This window comes from Azonexus sp. GW821-FHT04F04 (assembly GCF_059420025.1).
In genome coordinates, this window is the sequence record NZ_JBWKSX010000001.1 from 1,044,608 (window position 1) to 1,068,971 (window position 24,364).

The following is a 24,364-nucleotide window of genomic DNA, read 5'->3' on the forward strand; positions in this document are numbered from 1 at the left end:
ATTTATCTGCCCGAAAAGATTGATGAGTATCAAGGATGCGGAAAGGGGTGAGGTTCAACCTAGCGGGCATCGCGTTGAGGGGAAATGGACGCGAATTATTTCGATCCAGGAGATAGAAAGATGAAGAAAACAGTAGTGGGGATGCTTGTACTTAGCGCCATGGCAGTTGCCATGGGTTCTGCCTTCGCTCAGGAAACCGCCAAGGTCGGCCCGGAGATGACGGCTGCGGAGAAGGAAACCGCCAAAAAGATTTACTTCGAGCGTTGCGCCGGTTGTCACGGTGTGCTGCGCAAGGGCGCCACCGGCAAGAACCTGGAGCCGCACTGGTCGAAGAAGGACAAGGATGGCAACGTGACCGAAGGCGGCACGCTCAAGCTTGGCCAGAACCGCCTGGAAAAGATCATCGGTTACGGTACCGATGGCGGCATGGTCAATTTTGACGACATCCTGACCAAGGAAGAGTTGTCGCTGATGGCCAAGTACATCCAGAACAAGCCGGATGTCCCGCCGGAATACAGCTTCAAGGAAACGCTCGATTCATGGAAGGTCATCGTGCCGGTCGATCAGCGCCCGACCAAGCAGATGAACAAGTACAACCTCAAGAACATGTTCTCGGTCACCCTGCGTGACACCGGCGAAGTGGCCCTGATCGACGGCGATACCAAGGAGATCCGCAGCATCGTGAAGACCGGCTACGCGGTGCACATTTCGCGTCTGTCGGCTTCCGGCCGTTATGTTTATGTGATCGGTCGCGACGGTCGTTTGTCGCTGATTGACCTGTGGATGGAAAAGCCCGCCGTCGTGGCTGAAGTCAAGATCGGCTTCGATGCCCGCTCGGTCGATACCTCGAAGTTCAAGGGTTTTGAAGACAAGTACGCCGTGGCCGGCTCCTACTGGCCGCCACAGTACGTGATCATGGATGGCGACACATTGAAGCCGCGCAAGGTCGTGTCCACCCGTGGCATGACGGTCGATGGCGAATACCATCCGGAGCCGCGCGTCGCTTCCATCGTCGCTTCCTTCATCAAGCCGGAATGGGTTATCAACATCAAGGAAACCGGCCAGATTCTGCTGGTCGATTACTCTGACATCGAGAACCTGAAGACGACGACGGTCGGTTCAGCCAAGTTCCTGCATGATGGCGGCTGGGATGCTTCCAAGCGTTACTTCCTGGTGGCAGCCAATGCCTCCAACAAGATCGCTGCGGTTGATACCAAGACCGGCAAGCTGGCCGCTCTGGTCGATACGGCCAAGATCCCGCACCCGGGTCGCGGCGCCAACTTCACCCATCCGAAGTTTGGTCCGGTATGGACGACGGGTCACCTCGGTGCCGATGTCCTGACCCTGATCAGCACGCCGTCGGAGAAGAAGTCGGATGCCAAGTTCAAGGAATACAACTGGAAGGTCGTTCAGGAAGTGAAGCACGTGCCGGGCAACCTGTTCGTCAAGACCCATCCGAAGTCCAAGCACCTGTGGGCTGACTCGCCGCAGAATCCGGACAAGACGCTGGCTGAATCCGTTGCCATCTGGGACGTGGCTGATCTGTCCAAGCCGGTCAAGGTGATCAACGTTGCCAAGGATTCCGGCCTGCCGGAAACCAAGGCCACCAAGCGCGCCGTGCATCCGGAATACAGCGCCGACGGCAAGGAAGTCTGGATCTCCCTGTGGGGCGGCAAGGCTGACCAGTCGGCCATCGTTGTCTATGACGATGCGACACTGACCCTGAAGAAGGTGATCACCGATCCGAAGATGATCACGCCGACCGGCAAGTTCAACGTCTACAACACGCAGCACGACATCTATTGATCGACTGTTGATTGTTTGATTTGAGGCAAAGCTACGGGGGCGCAAGCCCCCGTAGCATATGAAACAGCAGCAATTTGCGCAGGGGACATGGCTTGCGCGGTGAGCAAATTATTTTGGTGGAGATAAGCACGATGAAAAAGAATCTCGTTTTCCTGGCCGTCTTTGGCGCGTTCGTCGCACTCGGTTCGCCGGCAGCCATGGCGGCGCCGGACTGGAACAAGGCGGCCAAGAGCACGATCCACGTTTTCCACCCGGGTGCGGCGCCGATCGAGTGGGTTCAGGGTAAGGGCGACCACAGCGGTGCGGCCGGCCTGAAAAAGGGCGAGACCTGCGCTGGTTGCCATATTGAAGACGGCAAGCTGAGCCTCGACCTCAAGCGTCTGGCCAGCAAGGAAATGGAGCCGAAGGGCGCTCCGAAGGCGATGAGCTACCCGGTCACCGTGCAAGCCGCCTACGATGCGACGAATCTCTACGTCCGCCTGAGCTTCAAGGCGCCGGGCGGTGGTTTCGACCATTCCGACAAGGACAACGAGTTGAAGGCCAGCGTCATGTTCCCGAACGACAAGGTGCCGCTGGCTGATCAGGCCGGTTGCTGGGCTGCCTGTCACAAGGATGCGCGGACGATGCCGGGTGCCGCCGATACAAAGACCAAATACGCGACGCCGGGAGCGATGGATTTGATGCAGTGGAAGAGCGGCGGTGGCGGCAAGGCCGTCGACGGCGCGGTGACCGACAAGCGCAACATGGAAGGCGGCAAGGCCGGGGTGACGGCCGAAGCGACCAAGGCCGGTGACGTGACCACGGTGACCTTCACCCGCAAGCTGGCTGGCGGCGTCAATCTGGCCCCGGGCAAGGCCGTGCCGTTCGGCATCGCCATCCACGCCGACAACGCCGGCGGCCGTTTCCATCACGTTTCCTTCGGCCACACCATTGGTCTGGGTGCCGATGGCGATGTGAAGGCGGCCAAGCAGTAACGCGACATGCCATCCGGACTTTCGCTGCATGCCGGATGGTCATGCCTGAAAAGGGCGCCGCTCGTGCTGGCGCTCATTTCTTTTTCGGCGCTGGCCGGCGATGTGGTCGAGGTAGGCATCGAGGGCTACCAATACCGGCCGGCCGAGGTGAGCATCAAGGCCGGTGACAGCGTGCGGTGGACCAACCGCGAAAAACGCACCAGCCATTCGATCGTTTTCCCGGCTGAAGGTGGCCTGGAGTCGGAACGGATGTTCCCCGGTGAAAGCTGGCGGCGCCAGTTCGATAAGCCGGGTCGCTACCCCTATCATTGTGGGCCGCATCCCGAAATGGAAGGTGTCGTTCTTGTCGCCGAGTAATTTCATTTTTGGCCTTTTTTTCCTGTCGACCGTGGCAATCGCCGGCGAGCCCGATGTGGCGCGCCAAAAAGAGCTGGTGCACCTCGTTCGCCAGGATTGCGGCTCCTGCCACGGCATGACGCTCAAAGGCGGGCTCGGTCCGGCCTTGCTGCCCGAAACCCTGCGCGACAAGCCGGCCGAAGGCCTCGCCGCGACGATTTACTACGGCCGCCCGGGCACCCCGATGCCGCCGTGGAAAGCCTTCCTGTCCGAAGCCGAAGCGGCCTGGATAGTCGATAAACTGATGACCGCATTCCCCCAGTGAGAACGCCATGCGCCTGCTGTTGATTGCCTTGTTTGCCCTGCTCCTCAACGCCTGCGCCGGCCCGCAACTGCGCGGTACCGGCGATCTCGGGCTGATCATCGAACGGGCCAGCGGCCACATCACGCTGGTCAACACCACGGCGCGCCAGCCGTATGCGCGCATCGGCGGCCTTGGCGACCTCTCGCATGCCTCCGCCGTCTATTCGCGCGACGGCCGCTACGCCTTCATCTTCGGCCGCGACGGCGGGCTGACCAAGATCGATCTGCTCGAAGCGAAGATCGTCAAACGCATCATCCAGTCCGGCAACGCCATCGGCGGCTCAATCTCGCAGGATGGCCGGATCGTCGTCGCCCAGAATTACACGCCCGGCGGCATCAAGGCCTTCGACAGCGACACGCTCGAACTGCTCTCCGAAGTGCCGGCCGAGTTCGCGCCCGGCCAGTTCTCCAAAGTCGTCGGCCTCGCCGATACGGGTGGCAACAGGTTTGCCTACGCGCTGTTTGACGCCGGTGAAATCCGCGTCACCGATTTCAGCAATCCCAGGCAGCCGACCACCCAGCGCTTCCCGGCCGGCAGCCAGCCCTACGACGGTCTCGTGACGCCGGATGGCCACTATTTCCTGGCCGGCCTGTTCGGTGAGGACGGGGTGGCCTTGCTCGACCTCTGGCAGCCGGAAAAGGGGGCGAAGAAGATTCTCGAAAACTACGGCCGTGGCCAGGAAAAACTCCCCGTCTTCAAGATGCCGCACCTGCGCGGTTGGTCGGTGGCGCAGGGCAAGGCCTATCTGCCAGCAATCGGCCGCCACGAAGTGTTGGTCGTTGATGTCTCCACCTGGCAGGAAGTCGGCCGCATCCCCGTGCGTGGCCAGCCGGTCTTCGTCATGGCTCGCCCGGACGGCCGCCAGATCTGGGTCAATTTCGCCTTCCCGGACAACGCCAAGGTCGACGTCATCGACACCCTGGCCGGCAAGGTGGTGCATGCCTTCGAGCCGGGCAAGGGCATCCTGCACATGGAATTCGCGCCGCGCGGCGAAAATGTCTGGCTCTCGGCCCGTGATGACAACAAGGTTTTGATTTACAACACCGAGAATTTCGCCAAACTGGGCGAAATCCCGGCCGAAAGCCCGTCCGGCATTTTCTTCACCGCGCGCGCCGTGCGCATTGGTTTCTGATGAACGCTTTGGCCATGAAAAGCAGCCTCGACTTTCAGTTGCTCAACGACTTCCAGCGCGATTTTCCGCTGGTCCCGGCGCCGTTTGCCGAACTGGCGGCGCGTCTCGGCGTCGCTGAAAAAGTTGTTCTCGGCCGCCTCGAAAACTTGCGTCGCGAAGGCAAAATTTCGCGCGTTGGCGCCGTCTTCGCGCCGAAACGTATCGGCGCCTCGACATTGGCCGCCATGGCCGTGCCGCCGGAAAAGCTTGAAGCGGTGGCTGCCGTGGTCAACCGCTTCCCCGAGGTCAATCACAACTACGAACGCGAGCATCGCTACAACCTGTGGTTCGTCGTCACCGCCGCCAGCGAAGGGCGTCTGCAAGCCAGCCTGGGGGCCATTGAAAAGGCAGCCGGCTATCCGCTGCTGGCCCTGCCGCTCGAGGAGGAATTCCACATCGATCTCGGTTTCTGCCTGAACGGCGACAAGCAGAAATGCGTCGCCTCTGCCCAGCCGGTCCACCCGGTGGCGCTCATCGACGAAGCCGAGCGCCGCCTCGTCTCGGTGTTGCAGGAAGGCCTGCCGCTATTCATCCGGCCCTTCGCCCTGATCGCCGAGCGCATCGGCGCCTCGGAACCGGAAGTCCTTGGCCGCATCCGCCGCTGGCTCGAAGAGGGCGCCATCAAACGCTTCGGCGTTGTTGTCCGCCATCACGAACTCGGCTTCCGGGCCAACGCCATGCTGGTTCATGACATCCCCGACGAGCAGGTCGGCGACATTGGTCGTGCGCTGGCCGAAGAGCAGGCGGTGACCCTGTGCTACCGCCGGCCGCGCCGCCTGCCCGACTGGCCATACAACCTGTTTTGCATGATCCATGGCCGTGAACGCGGCGAAGTCGAGACCCTCATCGCTGACCTGCGCCAACGCCACGGCCTTGAAACGGCTGCCCACGAGGTGCTGTTCTCGTTGACCCGCTTCAAGCAGAACGGCGCGCGCTATGCGTGAGCTTTCCACGGTCGACCGGAAAATTCTCGCAAAATTGCAAGGCGACTTCCCGATCTGCGAACGCCCCTACGCCGAGGCCGCCGAACAGATCGGCATCAGCGAAGAGGAATTGCTGCAACGCCTGCAGCAACTGCTCGCCGACAAGGTGCTGACCCGCTTCGGCCCGATGTTCCAGATCGAGGAAATGGGCGGCGCCTTCGTGCTCGCCGCCTTGGCCGCGCCGGAGGAGCGTTACGACGAAGTCACGGCACTGGTCAACGCCTTGCCTCAGGTTGCCCACAACTACCGCCGCGAACACGCGCTCAACATGTGGTTCGTGCTGGCTACCGAAACGAAGGGTGGCATCGCCGAAGCCATCGCCCGCATTGAGCGCGACACCGGCCTGGCGGTCTATGCCTTCCCGAAAGAGCGCGAATTTTTTGTTGAAATGAAGCTGGAGGCACGGTTGTGATCGACGACATCGATCGTTCGCTGATCGTCGCCACCCAAGGCGGCCTGCCGCTTGTGCCGCGCCCCTATCACGCCATCGCGGAACAGCTTGGCCTGCCGGCCGACGAAGTGATGCACAGGCTGAAAGCCTTGCTCGAAACCGGCATCATCCGCCGCATCGGCGCCGTCCCCAATCACTACGCCATCGGCTGGACGGCCAATGGAATGACCGTCTGGGATGTCGCCGACGAGCAGGTCGACCAACTCGGTGCCCGCATCGGTGCCCTCGATTTCGTTACCCACTGCTACCGCCGCCCGCGCGCCCTGCCAGCCTGGCCGTACAACCTGTTTGCCATGGTGCACGGCGCCTCGCGCGATGAGTGTTCGGCCAAGGCCGGCGAAATCCGCCGCTTGCTCGGCGAGGCCTGCCGTGGAAACGACATTCTTTACTCGACCAGAATCCTCAAAAAGACCGGGCTGAGAATAGCAACCTAAGGACAGGCCCGCATCCGGTTTTCCGCATCGCGATAGGACGCCGTCGAGTCGATCTGCTGATGTGCGGCATTGATCCCGTCCTTGAGCTTGCTCAGCAGGCTGGCGAGCTGTTGGTCGGCGCGTTGGCGCAACACGGATTCGGCTTCGCCGATACTGGAAAAATAAGCGACCTGGCCGAGTGACTGGCGCAGTGCAACCGGCATTAGCCGGGCGCCGATCCTGAGATGGTTACGCCAGACGGTTACGTGCTCCTGCTCATGTTCCTCGACGATGCGTCGCCGGCAAGGATTGGTGCCGAGTTCCCGGGCAAGCAGGACCTCGAAACTCGACAGGCCCAGTTTCAGTTGCAGCGATGGTACGGCGCACACCCGGCCGTCACGGTTGCTCAGGGTTCGTACGGAAAGCGCCATGCTGGTGGCCGGTTCGGCTCGCGTTACCCCCAACGTGCTGTGGTTCAGGCTGCTGCCTGCCTTGGCAAAGCGCCTCAGGTCAGCCATCCGGATGCTGTCGTCGCGGCTTACCGGCTTGTCCTCGAATACGGCAGTGAAATTTGCTTCCGTCGCCAGTTTTTCGCAGCGCGCCTCGAAACTGTTGTCGGCAGCCCCGGCGATAGCGCTGGCGAGCAGGAGCAGGAGAGCAAGGCGGGATTTCATGCGAGGGGGCTCGTTCAGGCGATAGCGGGTATTTTGTCCGGACAATGTGAAATGCCGTTGACGGTCAATTGCCGGCAAGCCTCGCGCAGAATGCAGAAAGCCCGGACTGGCCGGGCTTTCTGGGGCGGGCGCCTGACGGTGGTCAGTGTGTTTCGCCGATCCGCTGGGCGATATGCGCCAGCGCCTCTTCAACCTGGTCGATCAGGATCAGGCAGAGGTCGCCCGGCTGCAGGCGGGCCAGCGCCGTATCGATAGCGATGAACTCGCCGGTGATGGCGTCGATCTGCTTGGTGCGGCGGGCGTTGGCCAGACCTTCGCGCAACAGGCCGATCACTTCACCGTCTTGGCGGCCGCGCTGGCAGGCATCCTGGTAAAGAATCACGTCGTCGAAGGCATCGCCGAGGATTTCGGTCTGCTGGCGGATATCGTCGTCGCGCCGGTCGCCGGCACCGCTGATCACCACCGAACGGCGTACCGCCGGCATGTTGTTGATGGCGCCGACCAGCGCCTGGATGGCGTCCGGGTTATGGCCGTAGTCGGCAATCAGGGTGGCGCCCTTGTAGTCGAAGACGTTGAAGCGACCGGGGGCGGTCGCCGCGTCGCTGACGAAATTGGCCAGGGCGCGCTCGATGACTTCCCACGCATAGCCAAGTGCCCAGCCGGTGGCGATGGCGGCCATGGCGTTCTCGACCTGGAAGCCGATGGTGCCGTTGCGGGTCAGCGGGATATTGGCCAACGGGAAGCGCTGTTTCTTGCGGCCTTCGCTGCACACGATGGCATCGCGCTCGACATGGACGACGCGCTTGCCCTGGGCGCGGTGCGTGGCGAGCACCGGGTTCATGCGGTCGCGAGCGAAGAAGATGACCTCTCCGTGGCAGTGGTGGGCCATCGAGGCGACCACAGGATCGGCCGCGTTGAGCACGGCAGTGCCGTTCGGCGCGACGTTTTCGACGATGACGCGCTTGACCACGGCCAACTCGTCGACCGTCGTGATGTAGTTGAGGCCGAGGTGATCGCCAAGGCCGATGTTGGTGATGACGGCGACGTCGCACATGTCGAAGCCGAGGCCTTCGCGCAGCACGCCGCCACGGGCGGTTTCGAAGACTGCGGCGTCGACGTCCGGGTGCATCAGCACATTGCGGGCGCTGCGCGGGCCGGAACAGTCGCCGGTGTCAATGCGGCGGCCTTCGACGTAGATGCCGTCGGTGCTGGTCATGCCGACACGCAGGCCATTTGCTTCAAAAATGCGGCCGATCAGGCGGCTGGTCGTCGTTTTGCCATTGGTGCCAGCGATGGCGACGACCGGAATGCGGGCATTGTCGCCATCCGGGAACATCATCCCGACAATCGCCTCGCCAACAGCGCGGCCCTTGCCGAAGGACGGGTCGAGGTGCATGCGCAGGCCGGGGGCAGCATTGCATTCGACGATGCCGCCGCCTTGTTCTTCGAGCGGCTTGTGCATGGTGTCGCAGACGACGTCGATGCCGCAGATGTCGAGGCCGACGGTCTGGGCGGCGGCGACGGCGGCGGCAGCGAGTTCCGGATGGACATCGTCGGTGACATCGGTGGCCGTGCCGCCGGTCGACAGGTTGGCGTTATTCCGCAGGACGACGCGAACGCCGCGGCCGGGAACGGAGTCAGCCGTATAACCTTGCTCTTCAAGGCGGGCGAGGGCGATTTCGTCGAAACGGATCTTGGTCAGCGAGGTGGCGTGACCATCCGAGCGACGCGGGTCGCTATTCACGATATTGACCAATTCGCGGACGGTATGTGTGCCGTCGCCAATGACCAGCGGCGGGTCGCGGCGGGCGGCGGCGATCAGCTTGTCGCCGATGACCAGCAGGCGCCAGTCGTGGCCGGAAAGGAATTTCTCGACCATGATGTCGTCGCGGAATTCGATGGCAACGCGGTAGGCGCGGCGGACTTGCTCTTCGGTGGTCAGATTGACCGAAATGCCCTTGCCCTGATTGCCGTCCTGCGGCTTGACGACGACCGGCAGGCCGATTTCCTGGGCGGCGACCCAGGCGTCGTCTTCATCCTCGACCGGGCGGCCGATCGGCACGGCAACGCCGGAGGCATGCAGCAGTTTCTTGGTCAGTTCCTTGTCCTGGGCGATGGCTTCGCCGATGGCGCTGGTCATACTGGTTTCGGCTGCCTGGATGCGCTTCTGCTTGCTGCCCCAGCCGAACTGGACGAGGCTACCCTGCGTCAGGCGACGGATCGGAATGCCGCGGGCCAGAGCCGCCGAAACGATGGCGCCGGTCGACGGGCCGAGGCGGATGTCTTCGTCAAGGTCGCGCAGTTCCTTGAGGACGCCGTCCAGATCAAAGGGCGTGTCGTTGAGGGCGGCGAGGCAAAGCTGCTCGGCTCGCTCGAAGGCCAGACGGCCGACATCCTCTTCGGTGTATTCGACGACGACTTGATAGACGCCTTGATCAACCGTCTGCGCCGTGCGGCTGAAGGTCACCGGGCAACCGGCCTGGGCTTGCAGGCCGAGGGCGGCGAATTCCAGGGCGTGGGCCATCGACACGGTGTCGAGGTGGTCGGAGGGAATCAGGTCGCCGAGTTCCGGGAAGCGTTCGCGCAGGCGGGCTTCGAAATTGGGCAGGTCTGAAATGGCGACCTCGGCACCTTCACAGGTGACGATGGCCTGAATGGCGGTGTGCCGGCTCCACAGGTTGGGGCCGCGCAGGGCGCGAATGCGGGAAACGTCCATGACGCTTTATTCCTCGTTATTTCCGGGCGGTGGCCGGCTTCTTGGGTTGCGACTTTTTGGCGGGCTGCTGTATCAGCGAGGCGGGGTCGATCAGTTCGAGGCCGAAGGTCTTGAGACCCGTCGTCATCACTTCCTGGCTCAGCCCCATGGCCCAGCCGGCAGCGATGCCGGCCAGCACGTTGGCAATATTTTTCGGCTGCTTGGCCTTGCCGATATACGGTGCATCGACCAGTCGGCAGAGGCGTGTTTCATCAGCGCCCGAGCGCAGCACGATGCGGTTGTCGGCGACGGTGACGCCCCGCTTGCCGGCCGCCAGATGGGCGACCAGCGTCGGATTGGCCGGATCGACGGCAAAGAAGATCACCTCGCCATCGCACAGTTCGGCAAAGTCGGCGACCAGTTCGTCTTCGGCGTTGAGCACGGCGTGGCCGCTGGGCAGCACGACATCAACCTGTGTCCGGTAGATCGAACGCGGCGTCGTGTAGTACTCGCCGCCGGTCGGCTGGGTATCCCAGCGCGACAGGTCTTCTTCATCCGAGACGATGTTGGTGACGATGCCGACCGAGCAGCGGTCGTAGGGCAGGCCTTCGCCGAGAATGACCGAGGAGCCGTTTTCGATCACCGCTGCCTGGACTGAGCGGTTCATCAGCAGGCGGCGTCCGCCTTCCCAGTTGGCAGCATTGGTTTTCTGGACCTGGCGGCGGCCGAGGTAGATGCCGTCCTTGCAGGCCAGGCCGCCTTGCTGGCCGGAGAGGTAAATCAGGTGAGCGACCATCTTGGCGACGGCATTCTTGCCGTGGGTGCCGGTGACACCGACCAGTGGCACGCGGCCGCTCTCGTTTTCGGCGAACAGGTTGTTGACGATGGCCTGGCCAACCGGGCGCGGCTTGCCGATGCCCGGTTTGATATGCATGAGCAGGCTGGGGCCGGCATTGACTTCGACGATGGCGCCACCCTGTTCGGCCAGCGGCTTCGAGACATCCTGGCAAACCAGATCGATGCCGGCGATGTCGAGGCCGACGACGCGGGCGGCCAGCGCGGCGACCTGGGCGGTTTCGGGGTGGACTTCGTCGGTGCAGTCAAAGGCGTGGTTGGCGTTGCGCTGGATCAGCACTTCGCGCTCGCTGGCCGGAACGCTGTCGGCGCTGAGGCCCTGGCGTTCGAGTTCGATCCTGGCTGCGGTGTCGACCTTGATGATCGACAGCGGGTGCAGTTCGGTCGTGCCGCGCCGCGGGTCGATGTTGACCTGGTTGTCGATCAGTTCAAGTACGGTCGACTTGCCGTCGCCGGTCACGGTGATCAGGTCGCTGCGGTTGGCGGCGACGAGTTTGCCGCCGACGACCAGCAGACGATGCTCGATGCCCTGAATGGAACGCTCGACGAGGACGCCGGAGCCCTCTTCGACAGCAATGGCGTAGGCCTTGGCGACTTCTTCCTTGGTCGTCAGGTCGATGAAGACGCCGCGTCCGTGGTTGCCGTCAGTCGGTTTGACGACGACCGGCACGCCGATGTCTTCGGCGGCATCCCAGGCGTCGTCGGCACTGTCTACTTCGCGGCCTTCCGGCACAGGGACGCCGACCGAGGAGATTAGCTCCTTGGTCAAATCCTTGTCGCGCGAGATGGTTTCGGCGATGGCGCTGGTCTGGTCGGTTTCGGCCGTCCAGATGCGGCGCATGGCGGCACCGTAACCAAGCTGGACGAGGTTGCCGTCGTCGAGCAGGCGGATGTGCGGAATGCCGCGCTTTTCGCCGGCCAGCACAATGGCGGCGGTCGATGGGCCGAGGTATTTGCGGTCAACCTTGCGGCGGAGCAGGCGGACGGCTTCGTCGAGGTCATAGGGTTCGTCGGCAATGGCAGCTAGCAGCAGTTCGCGGCCGACGTCGAGCGACATGCGCGTCACTTCTTCGTGGAAGTTGGAAACGACCAGCTTGTAGACGCCACGCGTCGTGGTTTCGCGGGTACGGCCGAAACCGTCGGGCAGGCCAGCCAGGGTCATCAGTTCGAGCACGATGTGCTCGAGGATGTGGCCGGCCCACGTGCCTTCCTTGAGGCGGCGCAGGAAACCGCCGTGTTCGCCGTAGTTGCAGCGATGCTCGACGAGGCCCGGCAGCCAGGCGCTGAGGCGCTCGTAAAGGCCGGGAATCTTGTCCGAGGGATAGTCTTCAAGTTCGCCGATGTCGATCCAGGTCTCGATGACCGGGGGGTAGGTCCAGATATTGGGGCCACGCAGTGAAATCGTGTCCCGGAAAATGATGTCCTTTTTCTTCATGCTCTTGGCTCTGGCTCCGTTGGCCTGCGGTGATGAATGTTTGATTTCAGCATTATTAACGCTTTCGTCCGCTTGCGGCTGACCGCCGTCTAAAAATGTCACTCAACAGGACAAAGCGTTACAGGAAGCGGTCGAGAAGCTTGCGGCTGTGTCGGTCCAGCTTGTTCAGATCGCGGATCAGGAACTGGATTCCGTGGGCGTCGGCGATGAGCAGACGCGTCTGGCTCAGACGCCGGATGTCTTCCTCGCCCTTGAGGATCAGCTCGGCCGGGCCGCGATTGGTGCGTAGTCGCCAGGTGCTTGGGCAGGCGAAGCTGGACACGGCGTCGATGCCTTCGATTTCCGGGACAAACTCGCGACTGGCCAGGTCGGCCTCGATCAAGTCGGCGATGGCTGGCGGCAGGTCGGCGAGGCTGTCGATCCAGGCGACTTCATGGCCTTCGTAATTGACCAGCGACAAGCCTTCGTCGGGAGCGGCGATGGGGAAAGCCCGAACCGGCGTGACGCCTTCGTGGACGTCTCCATTTTCGGCCGTTAAAACCAGTCGACCGTAGGAATCGCGTTGCAGTTGGAAATTGGCGTTCGACATGGGCTTATTCCGCGTGAGTTTTGGGCAGGCTGGTCGAGCGCGGCAATTCTGGCTCGGTATCGACGTTGCGGGCCTGGGCCATGTAGAGCTTGAAGTAATGGCCTTCAACGGCCATCAACTGGTCGTGGTTGCCGACTTCGACGATCCGGCCACGATCCATGACAACCAGCCGGTCGGCCTTGCGCAGCGTGCTCAGGCGGTGGGCGATGGCGATGGTGGTGCGGCCCTTGACGAGGTTGTCGAGCGCTTTCTGGATTTCCTTCTCGGTTTCGGTATCGACCGCCGAGGTCGCTTCATCGAGGATCAGGATGCGCGGGTCAATCAACAGGGCACGCGCGATGGAGATACGCTGGCGCTCGCCGCCGGACAGGCCCTGGCCGCGTTCGCCGACCAGCGAGTCGTAGCCGTGCGGCAGGCGCAGGATGAATTCGTGGGCATGGGCGGCGCGGGCAGCGGCGATGATTTCCTGGCGCGTCGCGCCCGGCTTGCCGTAGGCGATGTTGTCGGCGATGGTGCCGAAGAACAGGAAGGGTTCCTGCAACACGAGGCCAATGTGCTGGCGGAATTCGGCGACCGGCACCGAGCGGACGTCGACGCCGTCGATCAACACCTGGCCTTCGGAAACGTCGTAGAAGCGGCAGATCAGGTTGACCAGCGTTGATTTGCCGGAGCCGGAATGACCGACCAGACCGATCATTTCGCCGGGCTGGATGACCAGATCGACGTCGCGGGTAACCGAGCGCGTGCCATAGCGGAAGCTGGCTTTCTTGAGTTCGAGCTGGCCGGTGACTTTTTCGAGGTGCACCGGGTTGGTTGGCTCGGGGACGCTCGACACGTGGTCGAGGATGTCGAAAATGCGTTTGGTGCTCGATGCGGCGCGCTGGGTGGCCGAGACGATGCGGCTCATTGAGTCGAGGCGGGTGTAGAAGCGGCCGATGTAGGCGAGGAAGGCGGTGAGCACGCCGACGGTGCTGGCCCCCTTGGAAATTTGCCAGATGCCGAAGACCCAGACGACAAGCAGGCCGACTTCGGTGAGCAGGGTGACGGTCGGAGTGAACACCGACCAGGTCTTGTTGAGCTTGTCGTTCATCTGCAGGTTGTGCTCGTTGGCCGCGCGGAAACGCTCGCCTTCGCGCTTTTCCTGGGCAAAGGCCTTGACGACGCGGATGCCGGGGATGGTGTCGGCCAGCACGTTGGTCACTTCGGCCCAGACGCGGTCGATCTTTTCGAAGCCGGTGCGCAGTTTTTCGCGCACGAAGTGGATCAGCCAGCCGATGATCGGCAGCGGCAACAGGGTGACGAGGGCCAGCCACGGGTTGATGCTGAACAGGATGACGGCCGTCATCGTGATCATCAGCACGTCGGTGGCGAAGTTGAGCAGGTCGAGCGAGAGGAAGATGTTGATGCGGTCGGTTTCGTTGCCGATGCGCGCCATCAGGTCGCCGGTACGCTTGCCGCCGAAATATTCGAGCGACAGCCCGAGCAGGTGGTCGTAGGTTTGTGTGCGCAGGTCGCGGCCCATTCGCTCGGAGACCAGCGACAGGATGTAGGTGCGGATCCAGCCCAGGCCCCAGGCCAGCACGGCGGCGCCGAACAGCCCGCCGAGGTACATGCCGACCAGTGACCAGTCGATCGGCTTGCCGTTCTGGAAGGGGATCAGCACCTCATCCATGAGCGGCATGGTCAGGTAGGGCGGCACCAGTTGGGCGGCAGTCGACGCCAGCGTCAGGGCAAAACCCAGAATCAGCTGCCAGCGGTAGGGGCGGGCAAAGCGCCAGAGGCGGAAAAGCGTCCAGGTGGACGGTGCCACCGTGGCTTCGCGGTTGCAGATCGGGCATTCGTCTTCGCCCGGTGGCAGCGGTGTCTTGCAGGTCGGGCAGCAGTCTTCGGTCGACCGCTGAACAGGCTGGCCGGAGGCAATGCTGGCGCGGTTGAGGTCGAATTCGGCGATGACGCGCAGGGCGGCCAGGTTCTTGGCCAGCGTGTAGCGCCAGGTGGCGAGCAGGCCCTTTTCGTCAACCAGTTCAAGCGCGCCGACCCCAGCGTGATCGTTGTGATTGAGGGTCAGCCCGCTGCGCAGCGGCCATTCCTGCCAGCTCGTGTTGCCTGGGGCATAGGCGAGAAAACGGCGGTCGGTAACGATTACCAGGCCGGAAGCGAACCGCAGTCGATTGTCGAGGTCTATCTCGACCCAGGCCTGGATCTTTTCGCCAGCGGCCAGTTTTGCCTCAAGCTCCGCAGCCCAGCGGCTGGGAAGGGCTGGGTCGTTGCCGGCCAGATTTTGTGCATTCTGATTCATTGGCGAAGTATACCGCAGGGCTAGGGGTGCCCATCTAACGCCTCAATATTCCTGCGGTTGACTCGTATCAAGGAATGAGGGGGCGGGCTGCCGTTGAATGGCCGAAAGACCAGAACAAGGACGTTCATGTTTCGTATCTCCCAATACATGCAGGAAATCGCCGAGCCGACGACGCTCGGTCCCAAGCGAAATCCGCCCGGTCCGGTGGTGATCTGGAACCTGATCCGGCGCTGCAACCTGACTTGCAAGCATTGTTATTCAATTTCGGCTGACACCAATTTCCCCGGCGAACTGAGCACCGAGCAGGTTTTTACGGTGATGGACGACCTCCGGGGCTTCAAGGTGCCAGTGCTGATTCTGTCCGGCGGCGAGCCGCTGCTCCGGCCGGATATCTACGACATCGCCAAACGGGCCAAGGCGCAGGGCTTTTACGTCGGGTTGTCGTCAAACGGAACGCTGATCGACGAAAGCAATATCGACCGGATTGCCGAGTGTGATTTCAACTACGTTGGTGTTTCTCTGGACGGCATTGCCGAGACGCACGACAAATTCCGGCGCATGGACGGCGCTTTCGAGGCCTCGCTGAAGGGCATCCGGCTGTGCCGCGATCTGGGTTTGAAAATCGGTGTGCGCTTCACGATGACGCAGGACAACGCACACGACTTGCCCGTTCTGCTCAAATTGGTCGAGGACGAAGGCATCGACCGCTTTTATTTCTCGCACCTCAACTATGCCGGGCGGGGCAACAAGAACCGCAAGGACGACGCGCAATACCAGCTAACGCGCTCGGCGATGGACCTGCTCTTCGATACCTGCTGGGAGTACAACCAGCGCGGGCTGAACAAGGAATTCACGACCGGCAACAACGATGCCGATGGTGTCTATTTCCTGCACTGGGTGCGCCGGCGCTTCCCGGAAAGCGCGGCGCATGTCGAGGCCAAGCTGCGCCAGTGGGGCGGCAATTCGTCGGGGATCAATGTCGCCAATATCGACAACCTCGGCAACGTGCATCCGGACACCATGTGGTGGCACCACAACCTGGGCAACGTCAAGGATCGGCCGTTTTCGCAGATCTGGCCGGATACCTCGGATGCGCTGATGGCCGGCCTGAAACAGCAGCCGCGCGCAGTCAAGGGAAGGTGCGGGGCGTGTGCTTACCTCGGTGTCTGCAACGGCAATACCCGCGTCCGCGCGCAGCAGATGACTGGCGATGCCTGGGCGGAAGACCCGGGCTGCTATCTTTCCGATGAGGAAATTGGCGTATGAATTGGCGAATCCTGATTCCGGCCGGCTTTGCCGCCTATTTTCTGTTCGGCATGGCCCAGTTGGCCGAAGCAGCCGATGTGGCGGCAAATTATCGGCAGCATTGCGCCGCCTGCCATGGTGCCGACCGGCTGGGCGGCATTGGTCCGGCGCTGATCCCGGAAAACCTTGCCCGCCTGCGCAAGCCGGAGGCCGAAAAAGTGATTCGCGACGGCCGGCCGGCGACGCAGATGCTCGGCATTGGCCAGACGCTGGCGGCCGACGAGATCAAGGCGCTGGTCGATTACGCCTACACGCCGATCAAGCCGATGCCGGCCTGGGGCGAGAAGGAAATCAACGCCTCGCGCCTCGTCAATCACGCACCGGGCAGCCTGCCCGACAAACCGCAGTTCACGGCCGATCCGCTCAACCTGTTCGTCGTCGTCGAAAGCGGCGATCACCATGTGTCCATCCTCGACGGCGACAAGCTGGAGCCGATCCACCGCTTTCAGTCGCGCTTTGCCCTGCACGGCGGGCCCAAATTCACGCCGGATGGTCGCTACGTCTTCTTCGCCTCACGTGATGGCTGGATCACTAAGTTCGATCTGTGGAATTTGAAGGTGATTGCCGAGGTGCGCGCCGGCATCAACACGCGTAACGCCGCGGTATCGGGCGACGGTAAGTGGGTGGCGGTGGCCAACTACCTGCCGCACAGCCTGGTCATCCTCGACGCCGATCTCAAGCTGCAGAAAATCCTGCCGGTCAGTGACAAGGACGGCAAGGTGACATCGCGCGTCTCGGCCGTCTACGACGCCTCGCCACGCCAGAGTTTCGTCGCCGCGCTAAAGGATGTGAAAGAGGTCTGGGAAATCTCGTACAACCCGAAGGCCGACGACATACCGGTCGGCATGATTCACGATTTCAAGTACAAGGAAGGCAGCTTCGTTCCCGGCTTCCTCAACCCGCAGCGCACGCAGCTCGACGATTACCTCGACGATTTCTATTTCACCCAGGGTTACGACGAGGTGATGGGGGCTTCGCGCAATGACACCAAGGCGGCAGTGACCGGCCAGGTGGTCAACCTCGATGCGCGCAAGAAAATCGCTGATCTCCAGTTACCCGGCATGCCGCACTTGGGCTCCGGCATCAGTTGGCAGTGGCAAGGCAAGACCGTGATGGCAACGCCGAATCTCAACGAAGGCCTGATCAGCATCATCGACATGCAGAGCTGGAAAACAATCAAGCAAATCAAGACGCGCGGCCCCGGGTTTTTCATGCGTAGCCACGAAAACAGTCGCTACGCGTGGACCGATTCGATGATGAGCAAGGAGTTCAAGGACACCATGCAAATAATCGACAAGGAAACGCTGGAAGTTGTCGCCGAGCTCAAGCCCGAGCCGGGCAAAACCTTCGCTCACGTCGAGTTTACGAAAGACGGCAAGTACGTGCTGGCCAGCCTGTGGGACATGGACGGCGCGCTGATCATCTACGATGCTGCGACGCTCAAGGAAGTGAAGCGCCTGCCGATGAAGAAGCCGGTCGGCAAGTACAACGTCTGGAACAAGATCACGAAATCAGAGGGCACTAGCCATTGAACGCCATTTCAATTTTCCGCGAAATTTCCGGTTGACCGTGGCAGGGGCGCGTTGTCAATCTTGGCTGACAATTTTGACGTAAATGTCGGATTATTTTTGCCTGTAAATATTTAAGTTGTTGATTAAAAACGGTTCTGGTTGCGGATATGCTTTTGGCACGTATCTGGCTATAAAGCTATCCGGAAGCCGGTTGTACCTGAAGGCGTCTCTTCCTTTCCTCCCAGGGGAAGAGGCGTCGAACGACCGCCATTGAAATTCGACGACTTTTCCTTGAACACGCTGCGAACCGGGAATGCGTCACAGCAGGGGAAATGCCGGCTTCCAACCCGACTGCTTCGTCAACTGCGAGGAAGAGTTCGGGGGGCAGAACCAGCTCGGCTCAGGTATTCGCTGACCTGCCGGCGGGTAGGGTGGTTTGTGCCATTTCTGGCGGCGCATGGCTGTTGATTGACATAAATGTCAGTCGGGTGACGGCAAAAATCCTGATTTTGCGCAAGCGGAAAAGTCATGAATCACAGTGATGAAGGCCATGGCAAATAGCCATTTCGCCCCTCGTACTGGTGATCTCAGTCTTTCCTGTCGGGTCATTTTCCTGTCGTTCGGGTCCCGTGTTTTTGACCCGGTGAGCACCGGGCATATGTCTTGCACATAAACACGGGCAGCAAAACGAATTCATCCCTATTCACCATTACTGGAGAAGACTCATGGCATGGGAACTCTTATTCACGTCCGACATCGGCATACTCAGCTTGATCACCATTGGTTTCATTCTGGTCATGGCGGTCTACATCTGGCATTACGCAATGCAGCACGCCAAGCAGGAAGAGCAGGAGCATAGCTCCCACAAGAACGTGGCCGGCGTCCATTAGGCCGAGTGTTGGCAAGTAAAGACCAGGAGAACGGGGACAATGAGCAATAACAAACCCCGCAGTTCCTGGTCCAGCCGGCCTTTGTTGAGTCGGTAGATCAATAGCGCCGAACGGCGCCACCGTTTTCCATCCGGATGGTCAGCCGGAACTGGTCACCTTTGTGGCTGCTTCGCTTTTTCAATCTGATGACCGAGCAGGGCGTCGCCCGCTGTGCTGATCACCGTGCCGGCAATGGCCCCGACACCGATCCCGCTATTGCCCTCGGGGCGAATCAGGTCGATGGCGTAGACCGAGCCATGGCCCTGGTAGATATCGCGCGAATACGCAATCGGCGGGTGGTCAGCAGGCCGACCAGGGCGATGCCGGCCAGCGCCAGTGAACCCGGTTCCGGCACGGTGAGGGCTGCTGGCACGACGGCGCCGCGGGCAGCCAGCGAGAAGTCGTCGATGGCCAGTCCGTCGTCCGCGCCGCTGGCATCAATGTCGGACCAGCGGATCCAGAAACTCGAGAGGGCGGCAATGTCCAAGCCGGCGATGGTGGCACTGATGGCCATGGCGTTCGCTGCGTCGTTGCCATTTTTTGCGCCGGGGCCTGTCGTGTTTGGAGTCACGAAGTCCAGTGCGCTGAAGTCAAGATAAGTGCCGGTTGTCAGCGAGGAGGCATCGGTGCTGTACTGGAACGTCAGCTTGTCGGTACGGCTGGCGGTGCCGAGCCGCCAGAGTTCGCCGGTGAAGGCGATGTCAAGCCGGGAGATGCTGGCGCCGGTGTTGTTGATGAATTCGGCGCCGAACGTTGATATGAGCGTGCCGCTGCGCAGCGAGCCCAGAGCACGATCCGTTGAACCTGCCGCGCCGTAGCTGTAGGTGTCGCCTGCGTTGTTGCTGCCAGCGTCTACGCCATAAGCCTGGTTTGTCCGAGCGCTGGTGCCGTCCTCGAAAATTGCCCAGCCGGAGGGTAGGGCGACATTTGTGGTCGAGCCGGTGAAGTCGTCCAGCGTGTCGAAATCCTGTGTGTAGGCAGCGCCCGGTGACAACAGGCTAATCGAGGCGGCTTGCGCGCTGCCCAAGGACGACAGGCCCAGCGCGATGAGCAGACTGACGCGATAGATGTTTTTGTTCACCGAGATACTCCCTGATATGCAATTTTTGTTGCGACAACTGTTTCGCAGTCTAGATGCGTAACTTTTTCGAGCTTGTGAAATACGCCGCATTTAGAACAAATGAGTTAAAGCGCCACGTGCCCTGCGGCGGCATAAAATGTCCGCCTGCTACGGTCGACCGGAAATATTGACCGAAAATGGAATTCCGTCTCTCGTTGTCTTTCTCAAGAACCTTTCCCGAGAATCACCCCGAATGGCTTGCATGGTTTCGCCAGTGTCTTTGTCCTCATCCGCCGTGCCGGCGCCGGCGCGCCAGTTGCTGCTCGTGGTCGCCCCGGAGTGGGATAGCTGCAGCGGGCAATTGCAGCGTTTTGAGCGCCGCCATGCGGATGGCGAATGGCAGGCCATCGGGCCGGCGATCGCTGTGACTCTCGGCAAGTTTGGGCTGGCCTGGGGGCGGGGTTTGCATCCGCACATTGCCGGGCCGGAGAATTCCTGGCCGGGGAAGCACGAGGGCGATGGTCGAGCCCCGGCCGGCATATTCGCCATCACGGGCCTGTTCGGCTCCCCGGCGCCGGACAGCCCGTTTGCCCGTGCTGCCAAACTGCCATACCTAGCGGCGACGCCAGACCTCAAGGCCATCGACGACCCGGCTTCGGCGTATTACAACCGGATCGTCGATCAGTCGGTCGTGGTGCCGGACTGGGCATCGTGCGAGGACATGCTGAGGCCGGACGAGCGTTATGCCGTCGGCGCCGTCGTCGCCCACAACGCCGAGCCGCCGGTGCCCGGCGCCGGCTCGTGCATTTTCCTGCATGTCTGGGCGGGCCCGGGCGTGCCGACGGCCGGGTGCACGGCGATGGCGCTGGCCGACATGAGCGAGATCGCCGGCTGGCTCGATGCCTCGGCGGCGCCTGTGCTGGTGCAACTACCGCAGGCGGAATACGCAGCCCGGCGCGCTGCCTGGGGTTTGCCAACCTGCTCGATGCCAATGCGGTGACAGTCCTCGGCTGGCCGGCTAGACTGGCTGCCTTTCAACCATCCCGCGCCGCCGCCTGTGCTCAATAAAATCTGGGTCGCCTTCATCCTCGTCGGCTTTGTCGCGGCGGTGGCGCAGTTGCTGCAGGGCGACCTCGACATCTTCACACGCGTCCTGACTGGCCTGTTCGACACGGCCAAGACCGGTTTCGACATTTCAATCGGCCTGGTCGGCATCATGAGCCTCTGGCTCGGCATCATGAGAATCGGTGAAAAAGGCGGGCTGATCGAACTCTTCAGCCGCCTCGTCGCCCCCTTCTTCCGCCGCGTTTTTCCCGACATCCCGGCTGGCCATCCGGCCAGCGGCAGCATCGTCATGAACGTCAGCGCCAACATGCTCGGCCTCGATAATGCGGCGACGCCGCTCGGCCTCAAGGCCATGCGCGAGCTGCAGGAAATCAATCCGCAAAAAGACATCGCCAGCAACCCGATGATCATGTTTCTGGTCCTCAATACGGCCGGCATCACGCTGATCCCGACCACGGTCATCGCCATCCGCCAGAGCATCGCGCTCAAGCAGGGGTTGGTCGGCTTCAACGCCGCCGACATCTTTTTGCCGACCTTGCTCGGCACCTTCGTCTCCTTCTGTGCCGGCCTGATCGCCGTCGCCGTCTGGCAGCGCATCAACCTGTTCTGCAAGCCAGTGCTCGCCTTCTTCGCCGGCTTCGCGGCGCTCATGGGCGGGCTGTATTTCTGGCTGGCCGGCATGCCAGCCGAGCAGATGGCGCGGATGATCGGCCTGCTCGGCAGCGGTTTGATCGTCTCCATCATCGTGCTCTTCGTGGCGGTGGCAGCCTCGCGCGGCATCGACGTCTATGAAAGCTTCGTCGATGGCGCCAAGGAGGGTTTCGGCGTCGCCGTCCAGATCATTCCTTACCTCATTGCCATGCTCGTCGCCATCTCGGTCTTTCGCACGACGGGCGGCATGGATTACCTCATCGGCGCCATCCGCAGCGTCGTCCTGGCCCTCGGCCTGAATGACGATTTCGTCCCGGCCCTGCCGGTCGGCCTCATGAAAACGCTCTCCGGCAGCGGAGCCCGCGGCCTGATGGTCGACGTCATGACGACCTATGGCGTCGACTCCTTTCAGGGCAAACTCGCTGCCATCATCCAGGGCTCGACCGAAACCACCTTTTACGTCCTGGCCGTCTATTTTGGGAGCGTGAACATCACCAAAACCCGCTATGCCCTGGCCTGCGGCCTGATCGCCGACGCCGTCGGGCTAGTCGGCGCCATCCTGATCGGCTACGCCTTTTACCACTGAGGGGCTTAACAGCGAGGCAATTCCCCGCTAGAATCGCGCCCCTTCCTCGATGTACAAAACACGCAAGCATCCCCGGATGCCGTAGCCTTGGTGGTGAAATTGGTAGACACGCTATCTTGAGGGGGTAGTGGCGCAAGCTGTGCGAGTTCGAGTCTCGCCCAAGGCACCAATAATTCTGATGAATACACTCAGAATCAATTCCTTTGTACGTTATTTCCGGCTTGTTCATGTTTCGCCGCTGCTTTGGTCGATCGATTGACTAAAAATCGCCGGCGGGAACCTTGTTGTTCCTGCTGACTCGAAAGACTGAATGGGATCAATACTGGCCATTCATGACATGCGCGGCGTTCTGACCATTACGGAATTCGATGCCGCCTGAAGTCAGGAGGCAGATAACGGACCTTCTGGCGTGAAAGGAAGGACGATGAGCAATTTCATCAGCAGGCTGTTCAACCCGGACAGCGCAGAGCCCTCGGCCGGCGAAATCGACCGCGGGTATGTCTCGGAATACACGCAATTCATTGATCAGTTTCTGGTTGATCATCCCGATGCGCTGGTTGATCAGCACGACGGGCGCCTGCTCTACTGGGACAAGAAAGTCGATCAGGCAGAGCAGCAAAAGGCCGAGCAGGACCGCGCCGAGGCTGACGGCTACGGATTTTATAGCTCGGCCTGGCGCGCCACGAAGCAATAGGCGCAATTCGGCAGCCCGTCGCCATGGCCATCAGCTTGAGTTTCCAGCCCGTCTCGCCCGGTAGCGTGAGCGCGATTTCGCCGTTGGCCGCCCGGCCATTGGCGACGACGGCAACGAGGAACGCGGTTGCCGCCGAGACGCCGTCCAGCATTGTCAGCCTCTCGCCGCAGGGGCGCCTCCTGGCGGCGACGGCAAGAACCGAAACCGCCCCGCAGACCGCTGCCAGCCTGACCTCTCTGGTCATTTCAGTGCCTCGACAAGCCAGCGCCCTGGAAACGGACAATCTTGTCGCCCGGCGGGAAGGCTTGGCAGCGCGCCTTTCACTGCAGTCGCTGATAGATAACCCGGCGCAGCGCGCTATCGCCAACAACCGGTTCAATCCGGTTTACTCGGCACTCCTCGCCGCTGCACGTCAGGCCGATTTCACGACGCGACAACCGCAGGTCCGGGCGAATGCGATCCCGGTCGAGATTCCCGTCCCGGTTCTGGCGGTTGACCGGGTAGACGCTATCGGTAATCACAATCAGGCCGCCCGTGGATTCGCCCACTGGCAATCACCGGCGAATCACTGATGGCGTTGGGCCCGATCGGCTTTATCCAGCGTCACGAGGCGAGCGAGGAGCGATCTCATGGAAACCGTTTGCAATTTGAGTGAAAAGAGCTGTGTGCCCTGTGAGGGTGGCACGTCGCCGTTATCCCAGGAAAAAATAGACCGGCTGTTGCCGAGCCTTGATGGCTGGGTGCAGACGGGTGCTGAGATCAGCAAGACTTTCCAATTTCGCAACTATTACGAAACCATGGCCTTCGTGAATGCAACCGCCTGGATCTCGCATCGCGAAAACCACCACCCGGATCTTGAGGTCGGCTACCGGCAGTGCCGGGTGCGCTACACGACACATGCCATCGGCGGTCTGTCGGAGAACGATTTCATCTGTGCCGCCAAGATCGAGCGCAACCTGCTAAACGTATAAACTGGCGGCCATGATCGACAGCCCCTACGTTTCGACCTTTCTCGGTCACCGTTTTTTTCTGACCCGACCACATATCGACGATGTCGCCATCGAGGACATCGCGCACGGTCTGGCCTACCAGTGCCGCTTCAACGGCCAGACGCGGGAATTCTATTCGGTGGCCCAGCACAGCCTGATGGTCATGCAACTGGTGCCCGCGCCGCTACGTCTGGCCGCCCTGCTGCACGACGCCGCCGAAGCCTACCTGGGCGACATGGTCAAGCCGCTGAAAAACCTGTTTCCCGAATTCAGTGCCATCGAAGGCCGCGTCATGCAGATCATCGGCGAGCGTTTCGCTGTCGATCTTGAACACCTCGACCCGGCGATCAAGGCCGCCGACCTGATTGCCCTGGCCACCGAAAAGCGCGACCTCATGCCGCACTCGACCGAGGCCTGGGCCAATCTTCGGGACATTCGGCCCCTGCCCGAAAGCATCCGGCCGCTCATGCCGGTGGATGCCAAGTCGGCTTTTCTCGAGAGCTTTCGCCAGCTCCGCGGCTAAAGCCGC

23 protein-coding genes and 1 tRNA gene are annotated in these 24,364 nt (G+C 61.7%); 18 read left to right on the forward strand and 6 right to left on the reverse strand.

Annotation, left to right across the window (positions count from 1 at the left end):
- Nucleotides 1–120: 120 nt before the first annotated feature.
- The 8 genes from AC07TV_RS05110 (at nucleotide 121) to ahbB (AC07TV_RS05145) (ending at nucleotide 6,519) form a co-directional block, all read left to right on the forward strand.
- Nucleotides 121–1,806, forward strand: a complete 1,686-nt coding sequence (locus AC07TV_RS05110) for a cytochrome D1 domain-containing protein (RefSeq protein WP_494647315.1) — start codon at nucleotides 121–123, stop codon at nucleotides 1,804–1,806.
- Nucleotides 1,807–1,937: 131 nt separating this feature from the next.
- Nucleotides 1,938–2,780: an ethylbenzene dehydrogenase-related protein gene (locus AC07TV_RS05115; RefSeq protein WP_494647316.1), complete on the forward strand. Its 843-nt coding sequence runs from the start codon at nucleotides 1,938–1,940 to the stop codon at nucleotides 2,778–2,780.
- A 6-nt stretch (nucleotides 2,781–2,786) separates the two neighbouring features.
- A complete protein-coding gene (locus tag AC07TV_RS05120; RefSeq protein WP_494647317.1) occupies nucleotides 2,787–3,137 on the forward strand; it encodes a plastocyanin/azurin family copper-binding protein in 351 nt (116 codons plus the stop codon).
- A complete protein-coding gene (locus tag AC07TV_RS05125) occupies nucleotides 3,124–3,441 on the forward strand; it encodes a c-type cytochrome (RefSeq protein WP_494647318.1) in 318 nt (105 codons plus the stop codon). Before AC07TV_RS05120 ends, AC07TV_RS05125 begins: the two co-directional genes overlap by 14 nt.
- A 7-nt stretch (nucleotides 3,442–3,448) precedes the next feature.
- The gene (locus tag AC07TV_RS05130; RefSeq protein WP_494647319.1) at nucleotides 3,449–4,612 is read left to right on the forward strand and encodes a cytochrome D1 domain-containing protein; all 1,164 of its coding nucleotides are present in this window, start codon (nucleotides 3,449–3,451) and stop codon (nucleotides 4,610–4,612) included.
- A 14-nt stretch (nucleotides 4,613–4,626) separates the two neighbouring features.
- Complete coding sequence (ahbB, locus tag AC07TV_RS05135) at nucleotides 4,627–5,595, forward strand: siroheme decarboxylase subunit beta (RefSeq protein WP_494647320.1); 969 nt, start codon at nucleotides 4,627–4,629, stop codon at nucleotides 5,593–5,595.
- Nucleotides 5,588–6,046, forward strand: coding sequence for an AsnC family transcriptional regulator (locus AC07TV_RS05140; protein WP_494647321.1), 459 nt, complete (start codon nucleotides 5,588–5,590; stop codon nucleotides 6,044–6,046). Before ahbB (AC07TV_RS05135) ends, AC07TV_RS05140 begins: the two co-directional genes overlap by 8 nt.
- Entirely contained in the window at nucleotides 6,043–6,519 is a 477-nt protein-coding gene (gene ahbB / locus AC07TV_RS05145; protein WP_494647322.1) for a siroheme decarboxylase subunit beta, read from the forward strand. The genes AC07TV_RS05140 and ahbB (AC07TV_RS05145) overlap by 4 nt, the downstream gene beginning before the upstream one ends.
- On the opposite strand, the gene AC07TV_RS05150 is transcribed toward ahbB (AC07TV_RS05145), so the two are convergent.
- From AC07TV_RS05150 to AC07TV_RS05170, 5 genes are all read right to left on the reverse strand, one after another.
- The gene (locus AC07TV_RS05150; protein ID WP_494647323.1) at nucleotides 6,516–7,172 is read right to left on the reverse strand and encodes a hypothetical protein; all 657 of its coding nucleotides are present in this window, start codon (nucleotides 7,170–7,172) and stop codon (nucleotides 6,516–6,518) included. The genes ahbB (AC07TV_RS05145) and AC07TV_RS05150 overlap by 4 nt on opposite strands.
- Nucleotides 7,173–7,314: 142 nt before the next feature.
- Complete coding sequence (cphA, locus tag AC07TV_RS05155) at nucleotides 7,315–9,888, reverse strand: cyanophycin synthetase (protein WP_494647324.1); 2,574 nt, start codon at nucleotides 9,886–9,888, stop codon at nucleotides 7,315–7,317.
- A gap of 16 nt (nucleotides 9,889–9,904) precedes the next feature.
- Nucleotides 9,905–12,157 carry a cyanophycin synthetase gene (locus AC07TV_RS05160; RefSeq protein WP_494647325.1) on the reverse strand — a complete coding sequence of 751 codons (2,253 nt, stop codon included), beginning with the start codon at nucleotides 12,155–12,157 and terminating at the stop codon, nucleotides 9,905–9,907.
- Between the two features lie 118 nt (nucleotides 12,158–12,275).
- Nucleotides 12,276–12,746: a cyanophycin metabolism-associated DUF1854 family protein gene (locus AC07TV_RS05165; RefSeq protein ID WP_494647326.1), complete on the reverse strand. Its 471-nt coding sequence runs from the start codon at nucleotides 12,744–12,746 to the stop codon at nucleotides 12,276–12,278.
- Between the two features lie 4 nt (nucleotides 12,747–12,750).
- Complete coding sequence (locus AC07TV_RS05170) at nucleotides 12,751–15,045, reverse strand: cyanophycin metabolism-associated ABC transporter (RefSeq protein WP_494647327.1); 2,295 nt, start codon at nucleotides 15,043–15,045, stop codon at nucleotides 12,751–12,753.
- Nucleotides 15,046–15,171: 126 nt separating this feature from the next.
- On the opposite strand from AC07TV_RS05170, the gene nirJ reads away from it, so the two are divergent.
- The 3 genes from nirJ to AC07TV_RS05185 all read left to right on the forward strand — a co-directional run bounded on the left by nirJ (nucleotide 15,172) and on the right by AC07TV_RS05185 (nucleotide 18,751).
- A complete protein-coding gene (gene nirJ, locus AC07TV_RS05175; protein ID WP_494647328.1) occupies nucleotides 15,172–16,311 on the forward strand; it encodes a heme d1 biosynthesis radical SAM protein NirJ in 1,140 nt (379 codons plus the stop codon).
- Entirely contained in the window at nucleotides 16,308–17,882 is a 1,575-nt protein-coding gene (locus tag AC07TV_RS05180) for a cytochrome D1 domain-containing protein (protein WP_494647329.1), read from the forward strand. Before nirJ ends, AC07TV_RS05180 begins: the two co-directional genes overlap by 4 nt.
- Before the next feature lie 704 nt (nucleotides 17,883–18,586).
- The gene (locus tag AC07TV_RS05185) at nucleotides 18,587–18,751 is read left to right on the forward strand and encodes a DUF3149 domain-containing protein (RefSeq protein ID WP_494647330.1); all 165 of its coding nucleotides are present in this window, start codon (nucleotides 18,587–18,589) and stop codon (nucleotides 18,749–18,751) included.
- Nucleotides 18,752–19,022: 271 nt separating this feature from the next.
- Here the strand turns inward: AC07TV_RS05185 and AC07TV_RS05190 are convergent, their stop codons facing one another.
- The gene (locus tag AC07TV_RS05190) at nucleotides 19,023–19,871 is read right to left on the reverse strand and encodes a PEP-CTERM sorting domain-containing protein (protein ID WP_494647331.1); all 849 of its coding nucleotides are present in this window, start codon (nucleotides 19,869–19,871) and stop codon (nucleotides 19,023–19,025) included.
- A 253-nt stretch (nucleotides 19,872–20,124) separates the two neighbouring features.
- Between AC07TV_RS05190 and AC07TV_RS05195 the strand changes: the two genes are divergently transcribed.
- The 7 genes from AC07TV_RS05195 (at nucleotide 20,125) to AC07TV_RS05225 (ending at nucleotide 24,358) form a co-directional block, all read left to right on the forward strand.
- The gene (locus tag AC07TV_RS05195) at nucleotides 20,125–20,850 is read left to right on the forward strand and encodes a L,D-transpeptidase family protein (protein WP_494647332.1); all 726 of its coding nucleotides are present in this window, start codon (nucleotides 20,125–20,127) and stop codon (nucleotides 20,848–20,850) included.
- Between the two features lie 57 nt (nucleotides 20,851–20,907).
- Nucleotides 20,908–22,152: a nucleoside recognition domain-containing protein gene (locus AC07TV_RS05200; RefSeq protein ID WP_494647333.1), complete on the forward strand. Its 1,245-nt coding sequence runs from the start codon at nucleotides 20,908–20,910 to the stop codon at nucleotides 22,150–22,152.
- A gap of 84 nt (nucleotides 22,153–22,236) precedes the next feature.
- Nucleotides 22,237–22,321: transfer RNA gene (locus tag AC07TV_RS05205), tRNA-Leu, on the forward strand.
- Nucleotides 22,322–22,576: 255 nt separating this feature from the next.
- Nucleotides 22,577–22,846, forward strand: coding sequence for a DUF3460 family protein (locus AC07TV_RS05210; RefSeq protein ID WP_494647334.1), 270 nt, complete (start codon nucleotides 22,577–22,579; stop codon nucleotides 22,844–22,846).
- 23 nt (nucleotides 22,847–22,869) lie between these two features.
- Nucleotides 22,870–23,418 carry a hypothetical protein gene (locus tag AC07TV_RS05215; RefSeq protein ID WP_494647335.1) on the forward strand — a complete coding sequence of 183 codons (549 nt, stop codon included), beginning with the start codon at nucleotides 22,870–22,872 and terminating at the stop codon, nucleotides 23,416–23,418.
- A 57-nt stretch (nucleotides 23,419–23,475) separates the two neighbouring features.
- The gene (locus AC07TV_RS05220; protein ID WP_494647336.1) at nucleotides 23,476–23,817 is read left to right on the forward strand and encodes a 4a-hydroxytetrahydrobiopterin dehydratase; all 342 of its coding nucleotides are present in this window, start codon (nucleotides 23,476–23,478) and stop codon (nucleotides 23,815–23,817) included.
- A gap of 10 nt (nucleotides 23,818–23,827) precedes the next feature.
- A complete protein-coding gene (locus AC07TV_RS05225; protein ID WP_494647337.1) occupies nucleotides 23,828–24,358 on the forward strand; it encodes a hypothetical protein in 531 nt (176 codons plus the stop codon).
- The last annotated feature ends 6 nt before the right edge of the window (nucleotides 24,359–24,364 follow it).